The organism is Oceanibaculum pacificum (assembly GCF_001618175.1).
Lineage (GTDB): Bacteria > Pseudomonadota > Alphaproteobacteria > Oceanibaculales > Oceanibaculaceae > Oceanibaculum > Oceanibaculum pacificum.
On sequence record NZ_LPXN01000043.1, the window covers coordinates 1 to 7,971 of the forward strand.

At 68.0% G+C, this 7,971-nt stretch carries 8 protein-coding genes; all 8 read right to left on the minus strand.

Translation table 11 applies throughout. The features are described 5' to 3' along the window. Positions 1 to 24: 24 nt before the first annotated feature. Complete coding sequence (locus AUP43_RS03680; protein WP_067552868.1) at positions 25 to 1,320, minus strand: bifunctional folylpolyglutamate synthase/dihydrofolate synthase; 1,296 nt, start codon at positions 1,318 to 1,320, stop codon at positions 25 to 27. A gap of 41 nt (positions 1,321 to 1,361) precedes the next feature. Further along, complete coding sequence (accD, locus tag AUP43_RS03685) at positions 1,362 to 2,270, minus strand: acetyl-CoA carboxylase, carboxyltransferase subunit beta (RefSeq protein ID WP_067552870.1); 909 nt, start codon at positions 2,268 to 2,270, stop codon at positions 1,362 to 1,364. Between the two features lie 14 nt (positions 2,271 to 2,284). After that, entirely contained in the window at positions 2,285 to 3,127 is an 843-nt protein-coding gene (gene trpA, locus AUP43_RS03690; RefSeq protein ID WP_067552872.1) for a tryptophan synthase subunit alpha, read from the minus strand. A 13-nt stretch (positions 3,128 to 3,140) separates the two neighbouring features. Further along, the gene (gene trpB, locus AUP43_RS03695) at positions 3,141 to 4,364 is read right to left on the minus strand and encodes a tryptophan synthase subunit beta (RefSeq protein ID WP_067552873.1); all 1,224 of its coding nucleotides are present in this window, start codon (positions 4,362 to 4,364) and stop codon (positions 3,141 to 3,143) included. A 144-nt stretch (positions 4,365 to 4,508) separates the two neighbouring features. Next, positions 4,509 to 5,228, minus strand: a complete 720-nt coding sequence (locus AUP43_RS03700) for an ABC transporter ATP-binding protein (RefSeq protein ID WP_067552875.1) — start codon at positions 5,226 to 5,228, stop codon at positions 4,509 to 4,511. Next, positions 5,225 to 5,971 carry an ABC transporter ATP-binding protein gene (locus tag AUP43_RS03705; RefSeq protein WP_067552879.1) on the minus strand — a complete coding sequence of 249 codons (747 nt, stop codon included), beginning with the start codon at positions 5,969 to 5,971 and terminating at the stop codon, positions 5,225 to 5,227. Before AUP43_RS03705 ends, AUP43_RS03700 begins: the two co-directional genes overlap by 4 nt. Beyond that, entirely contained in the window at positions 5,968 to 6,984 is a 1,017-nt protein-coding gene (locus AUP43_RS03710) for a branched-chain amino acid ABC transporter permease (protein ID WP_084462530.1), read from the minus strand. The genes AUP43_RS03705 and AUP43_RS03710 overlap by 4 nt, the downstream gene beginning before the upstream one ends. 10 nt (positions 6,985 to 6,994) lie before the next feature. Continuing rightward, positions 6,995 to 7,870, minus strand: coding sequence for a branched-chain amino acid ABC transporter permease (locus tag AUP43_RS03715; protein ID WP_067552877.1), 876 nt, complete (start codon positions 7,868 to 7,870; stop codon positions 6,995 to 6,997). Between the last annotated feature and the right edge of the window lie 101 nt (positions 7,871 to 7,971).

Below are 7,971 nucleotides of genomic sequence, written 5' to 3' on the forward strand. Positions count from 1 at the left end.
CCGGAGCTGGGTGAGGGGAGATCGCTACCCGTTCTCCCGCAGCACGTGGCCGGCGAGGTAGAGCGAGCCGCAGATCAGGATGCGGCCGCCGTCCCGATGGCCGCCAGCGGCGGCGATATGGGCGATGGCGGCGGGGACGCCGGCGGCGGGGGTGGCGGCGAGGCCGGCGGAGCGGGCGATAGCGGCGGTCTGGTCGGCGGGCAGGCTGTGCGGCTCGCCGGGGATGGCGACGGTCTGCACGTCGCGGGCCAGGCCGGCGAAGGGGCGCAGATATTCGACCGGCACCTTGGTATCGAGCATGCCGAACACCAGATGCAGCGGCCGGTCGGCCCATTGTGCGCGGGCGGTGGCGGCGATGACCTCGCCGGCGCCGCCATTATGGCCGCCATCGAGCCACAGCTCCCAGCCGTCGGGCAGGGCATCGACCAGCGGGCCGCGCGTCAGGCGCTGCATCCGCGCCGGCCAGCGGGCGGTCTGGAGGCCCGTGGCGATGGCCGCGTCGTCCACCGGCAGCCGCGCCATGGCGGCCTCGATAACCGCCACGGCGGTGCCGGCATTGCCGATCTGGTGCAGGCCGGGCAGCACCGGCCGCGGTAGAGCGCGCGCGCCCGATTTGCTGCGATAGGCCATGCCGTCGCCGGTCGCCTCGGCGCTCCAGTCGATGCCGCCGCGCGCCAGCGTCGCGCCGACCTTCGCGGCATAGGCTTCCAGCACCGCCAGCACCGCCGGGCTCTCGACCGCGCAGACGGCCGGCACACCTGGCTTCATGATCGCCGCCTTCTCGCCGGCGATCTGCTGGATGGTGTCGCCCAGATATTGCATGTGATCCATGGAGATGGCGGTGAGCGCGGTGGCCAGCGGACGCTCGACCACGTTGGTCGCGTCCAGCCGGCCGCCCAGCCCGGTTTCCAGGATCAGCACGTCGGCGGGCGTGCGCGCGAAGGCCAGCAGACCGGCCGCCGTGGTGATCTCGAACAGGGTGATCGGCTGGCCGCCATTGGCCTGCTCGCATTCAGCCAGATAGGCGGCGAGGCGGTCATCGTCGATCTCCGCCCCGGCGACGTAGAAGCGCTCGTTGAAACGCACCAGATGCGGCGAGGTATAGGCGTGCACCCGGTAGCCCGCCGCCTCGTAGATCGCCCGCAGATAGGCGACCAGCGAGCCCTTGCCGTTGGTGCCGGCGATATGGATCACCGGCGGCAAGCGCCGCTCCGGATGGTCGAGGGCCGCCAGGATGCGCCACATCCGGTCGAGCGACAGGTCGATCAGCTTGGGATGCAGCGCCTTCAGGCGCTCCAGGATGGTATCGGGGCCGGTCACGCTTGTACCGCCTGCCGGCAGGGCCGGCGCTGGGGGAGGGGTCAGTAGGCCGGCGGCGCGTCCGCTTCCTTGCGCGGCAGCGGCACGATGCGCGCGGTCGGCTTGCGGTCGCGCAGCAGGCCCAGGATGCGGGCCAGCGTGTCGCGCATCTCCTTGCGCGGCACCACCAGGTCGACCATGCCGTGCTCCTGGAGATATTCGGCGCGCTGGAAGCCCACCGGCAATTGCTCGCGGATCGTCTCGGCGATGACGCGCGCGCCGGCGAAGCCGATCACGGCCCCCGGCTCGGCGATGTGGATGTCGCCCAGCATGGCGAAGGAGGCGGTGACGCCGCCGGTCGTCGGGTCGGTCAGGATGACGATGTAGGGCAGGCCCTTTTCCTTCACCTTCTCGACCGCGATGATCGAGCGCGGCATCTGCATGAGCGATAGGATGCCCTCCTGCATGCGCGCGCCGCCGGAGGCGGGAATGGCGATCAGCGGCGCTTCCTGCAGGACGGCCAGCTCGGCCGCGGCCACCAGCGCCTCGCCCACGGCGATGCCCATGGAGCCGCCCATGAAGTCGAAATCGAAGATGGCGATGACGGTCTTGTGCCCGTCCATCGTGCCGTGGGCGACGATGATCGCGTCCGGCCGGCCGGTCTTGTTCTGCGATTCCTTCAGCCGGTCGCCATAGCGCTTGCGGTCGCGGAAGCGCAGCGGATCGGCCGGCGGCTTCGGCAGCTCGATGGTCTGGTAGGCGCCATTGTCGAACAGCATCTGCAGCCGGGCGACCGCGCCGAGGCGCATGTGATGGCCGCAATGCGGACAGACGCGGTGATTCTCATCCAGCTCGCGATGGAAGATCATCTGCCCGCAGCTGGAGCATTTCTCCCACAGATTATCGGGCACCTCGGTCTTCTGGACCAGGGCGCGAATCTTCGGACGGACGAAATTGGTCAGCCAATCCATGTGGCGTCAGCTCCTCAAGCCGCGGAACGGGCGTTGCGCACGCCGCCTGCCAGGTCGGCGACGAAGCCCAGGGCGGCGTCCACCAGCCCCGGCGTCGCGCGTCCGGCCGCGTCGGTATGGTCGGCGATCACCTGCACCAAAGCCGTGCCGACGACGGCGGCATCGGCGACGGCGGCAATGGCGCGCGCCTGCTCCGGCGTCTTGATGCCGAAGCCGACCGCGATGGGTAGATCGGTATGCCGCCGCAGCCTGTCAACGGCCTGGGCGACATGGGCGCTGTCCACCGACTTGGTGCCGGTGACGCCCGTGAAGGACACGTAATAGACGAAGCCCGAGGTATTCGCCAGCACGGTCGGCAGGCGCTTGTCGTCGGTCGTCGGCGTGGCGAGGCGGATGAAGGCCACATCCGCCTGCAACGCCGGCAGGCACAGCTCGACATCCTCTTCCGGCGGCAGGTCGACGATGATCAGCCCGTCGATGCCCGCCGCCTTGGCGTCGGCCAGGAAGCGGTCGACGCCGTAGATATAGATCGGATTGTAATAGCCCATCAGGATGATCGGCGTGTCCGCGTCGGCCTTGCGGAAGCCCTGCACCAGCTCGATCGTCTTGGCCAGCGACATGCCGGCCTTCAGCGCCCGCAGTGAGGCGGCCTGGATCGCCGGGCCGTCGGCCATCGGGTCGGAGAAGGGCATGCCGATCTCGATCAGGTCGGCCCCCGCGCCGGGCAGGCCCTGGATGATCTTCGCCGAAATCTCCATGTCCGGATCGCCGGCAGTGACAAAGGTGACCAGGCCGCCGCGTCCTTCGGCCTTCAGCTTGGCGAAACGGCGGGCGATGCGGGAATCGTCGGTCGTCATTAAAGCTTACCCCTCACAGCTTGCCGCGCGCCTTCAGATGCTTCAGCACGGCGGCAAGATCCTTGTCGCCGCGGCCGCACAGATTCATCACCAGCAGATGGTCCTTCGGCAGGGTCGGGGCCAGCTTGCCGACATAGGCCAGCGCGTGGCTCGGCTCCAGCGCCGGGATGATGCCTTCCTTCTCGGCGCACAGCTTGAAGGCGTCCAGCGCCTCCTCGTCGGTGGCGCTGACATAGGTCACCCGCCCCTGCTCGTGCAGCCAGGAATGCTCCGGCCCGATGCCGGGATAGTCCAGGCCGGCGCTGATCGAATGGGCGTCGGTGATCTGGCCGTCCTCGTTCTGCAGCAGGTAGGTGCGGTTGCCGTGCAGCACGCCGGGCCGGCCGCCGGTCAGCGAGGCGGCGTGCTTGCCGCTGTCGATGCCGCTTCCCGCAGCTTCCACGCCGTACATCTTCACCGACGCATCGTCGAGGAAGGGATGGAACAGGCCGATGGCGTTGGAGCCACCGCCGATGCAGGCGACCAGGCTGTCGGGCAGGCGGCCCTCGGCCTCCATCATCTGCTCGCGCGTCTCGGTGCCGATGATCGACTGGAAGTCGCGCACCATGGCCGGGTAGGGGTGCGGGCCGGCGACCGTGCCGATGATGTAGAAATGCGTCTCCGCCTTGGCGACCCAGTAGCGCAGCGCCTCGTTCATTGCGTCCTTCAGCGTCGAGGTGCCGGAGGTGACCGGCACCACCTCCGCCCCCAGCAGGCGCATGCGCTCGACATTCGGCTGCTGGCGTTCGATATCCTCCGCACCCATGAAGACCTTGCACTTCATGCCGAACAGCGCACACACCGTGGCGGTGGCGACGCCATGCTGGCCGGCGCCGGTCTCGGCGATGATCTCGGTCTTGCCCATGCGCTTGGCGACCAGCGCCTGGCCCAGGCAGTTATTGATCTTGTGCGCGCCGGTATGGTTCAGCTCGTCGCGCTTGAAGTACAGCTTGGCTCCGCCGAAATGCGCGGTCAGCCGCTCGGCGTAATACAGCGGCGAGGGGCGGCCGACATAATGCTTCAGGTAATAGTCGAACTCCGCCTTGAAGTCGGGGTCCGCCTTCGCCGCCTTGTAGGCCGCCTCGACCTCCAGGACCAGCGGCATCAGCGTCTCGGCCACGAAGCGGCCGCCGAAGATGCCGAAATGCCCGGAATCGTCCGGCCCGGCGCGATAGGTGTTGGGGATGGAACTGGCCATCGGTACTACGCCATTTCATCAGGGGTTCATGAGACGCCGCATAATGCAGACCTTGCCCCCCAGGCGCAAGGTGGGCGCAAGGTGGGCGGGTATCAGGCCGATAAGTGGGGGAGGCGATCCCTTGCGGCAAGCCTATTCGGACCGTCACACCGAGCAGTAGCGGTCCTGGATGTCGGTGTCGGCCAGCAGGGCGGCGGCGGTGTCGTGGTGGACGATGACGCCCTGGTCCATGATATAGGCGCGGTCGGAGACCTGCAGCGCGCGCTCGACATTCTGTTCGACCAGCAGCACGGTGGTGCCGGCCCGCTTCATCGCCTGAAATAGCTCGAACATCTCGTCGACCAGCACTGGCATGATGCCCTCCGACGGTTCGTCCATCATGATCAGCTTCGGGTCCGACGCCATGGCGCGGGCGATGGCCAGCATCTGCTGCTCGCCGCCGGACATGGTGTCGGCCTGCTGGGTCAAGCGCTGCTTCAGGCGCGGGAAGGTCTCGGCGATGCGGTCGATCACCGCGCGTTCCTGCCGGGCGTGCCGGGAGGCGATCAGGCCCAGGCGGATATTCTCCAGCACCGTCAGCCCGCCGACGATGCGCCGGTCCTCCGGCACATAGCCGAGGCCGAGATGGAAGCGGCGGAAGGCCGGCTGGTCCAGTATCTCCTGGCCGTCGAAGGCGACGCTGCCGGTGCGCTTGCCGACCAGCCCCATGATGGTGCGCAGGCTGGTGGTCTTGCCGGCCCCGTTGCGGCCGATCAGCGTGACGATCTCGCCGGCCTTCACCTCGAAGGACACGCCCTGGAGGATGTGGCTGGGGCCGTACCAGGCGTTCAGATTGTCGACCGTCAGCATGGCGTCCTCGCTCATTTACCTTGGCCGAGATAGACGCGGCGCACCTCGTCATTGGCGCGGATATCGTCCGGCGTGCCCTGGGCCAGCAGCTCGCCGTGATGCAGCACGATCAGGCGCTGGCAGATGCCCATGACCAGCTTCATCTTGTGCTCCACCAGCACCACCGTGCGCTCGCCCGCCAGGCGCTGGATCAGCTCCATCATGCCCTTGGTCTCCTCCGGCGACATGCCGGCGGTCGGCTCGTCGAGCAGCAGCAGGCGCGGCTCGCAGGCCAGCGCCATGGCGATCTCCAGCGCCCGCTGCTCGCCATGCGCCATGTCGCGCGCCAGGCGCGGCCCGTGGCCGCCCAGCCCGACCAGCGCCAGCAGCGCGTGCGCCTGGTCGATCAGCCCGGTCAGGTTCTCGCGCGGCCGCCATAAATCGAAGCGGCTATGCATCGCCTGCACCGCGACGCGCACATTCTCCAGCGCCGAGAGGTGCGGGAAGATGTTGGTGATCTGGAAGCTCTTGGCGATGCCCATGCGGGCAAATTCATGCTGCTTCAGGCCGGTGATGTCCCGGCCCTCGAAGCGCATGCGGCCCGAGGTGGGCGGGAACGCGCCGGAGATCACGTTGAAGAAGGTCGATTTGCCGGCCCCGTTCGGCCCGATGATCGCGGTCAGGCAGTTGCGCTCGAACCCGACCGAGACATCCTTCAGCGCGGTGAAGCCGCCGAAGCGCTTGGTCAGCCCCTCGGCTTCCAGGATCAGCTCGGTCATGGCCGGCGCACCCATTGCAGCAGCGTGCCCCATATGCCGCGCGGGAAGAACAGCACGAAGATAATGAAGATCGCCCCCAGATAGAGCTGCCAATGCACGGTCAGCAGCGTCAGCATGTCCTCGAACAGCAGGAACATCGCCGCACCGACGAACGGGCCGAAGAACGTGCCCATGCCGCCCAGCAGGCTCATCATCACCACCTGGCCGGAGGTCAGGTAGTGCAGCGTCTCTATCGGCACGATGGACAGATGCACCGCGCGCAGCGCGCCGGCCAGCCCGCAGAAGGCGCCGGACAGCACGAAGGCGGCCAGCTTGGTCGCGGCCACGTCGTAGCCGCAGGCCCGCGCCCGGTTCTCGTTCTCGCGGATCGCCTCCAGCGCCGCGCCGAAGGGCGAGGCTAGGAGGCGCGAGAACAGCCACACCGCGACCGCGACGAAGGCGAAGATGACGTAGTATTTCGTCATCGGGTCGAGGAAGTTCAGCTCCCAGCCGAACAGGGTCAGTGTGGCGATGTTCACCCCGCGCAGCCCGTTCTCCCCGCCGGTCAGGTCGACCGCCTGGTAGAAGGCGTAATAGACGCATTGCGACAGCGCCAGCGTGACCATCGCGAAATAGATGCCGCGCGTGCGGATCGCCAGGAAGCCCATGATCGCGGCGATGACCGTTGCCAGAAGCACGCCGATCAGGATCGCCGGCAGGAACGGCACGCCGAAGCTGACGATGGCCACGCCCGCGCCATAGGCCCCCGACCCCAGGAAGGCGGCATGGCCGAAGGACAGCAGGCCCGTATAGCCGAACAGCAAATTGAAGCCGAGGGCGTACAGCCCGAAGATCAGAATATTGATCGCCAGCGCCTCATAGGGCATCAGCCAGGGAAAGACGAACAGGAAGCCGATGGTCACCAGCGCGCGGTGACGGGCGATGGCGTCGTAGAACCGGTGGCGGCCCTTGGCGTGTGCCGGGGTGTGTGCCGGGCCGTGTGGTGTGACGGGGACGGTTGTTGTCTCGCTCATGCCGCCGCCCTCAGCCCATCAGCCCGGCGCGGCCGAACAGGCCTTGCGGGCGCACCAGCAGCACCAGGGCCATCAGGCCGAAGATCGCCACCTTCGCCATGTCGGGCGCGAACAGCGAGGTCATGGCGACGACGATGCCGACCAACAGCCCGGCGGTCACCGCCCCCAGCAGGGAGCCCATGCCGCCGATCACGGTGACGACGAAGGCCTCGGCCAGCACCGGAATGCCCATCTCCGGCGTCACCGCGTGGATCGGCGCGGCCAGCACGCCGGACAAGCCGGCGATGCCGGTGCCGATGCCGAACACGATCAGCCAGATTTTCGAGATGTCGATGCCCAGGACGCGCACGATTTCCGGGTCGCGCGCGCCGGCGCGGATGATCAGGCCATAGGGCGTCTTCTCGATGAACAGCCACAGGGCCAGCACCAGCACGGCGGTCGCGCCGATCAGGAACAGCCGGTAGAGCGGAAAATAGCCGATGCCGATATTCACCGCCCCGCGCAGCGCCGCCGGCGTGCTGAAGGGCTCGCCGGTGATGCCGAACAGGATGCGGATGGTCTCGACGAACACATAGCCGAGCCCGAAGGTCAGCAGCAGCGGATAGTCGATGCCGCGGCCATAGAGCGGGCGCACCAGGAAGCGCTCCACCACCAGCCCGATCGAGCCGACCGCCAGCGGCACCAGCAGCAGGGAGACCCAGAAATTGCCGGTCAGCCCGTACAGATAGACGCCGATATAAGCGCCCACCATGTAGAACGCCCCATGCGCGAAATTCACCACCGTCAGCATGCCGAAGATCAGCGAAAGGCCGATCGCCAGCAGCACGAAGATGGAGCCCAGCGCCACCCCGGTGACAAGCTGCAGCAGGATCAGGTCGAGTGTCACGCGGCTGTTTCCTCCGCGGGCCACCCCCCACCCCGACCCTCCCCCGCAAGGGGGGAGGGAGAGAGGTGCGGCCCGGCATTGCTCCCTCCCCCCTTGCGGGG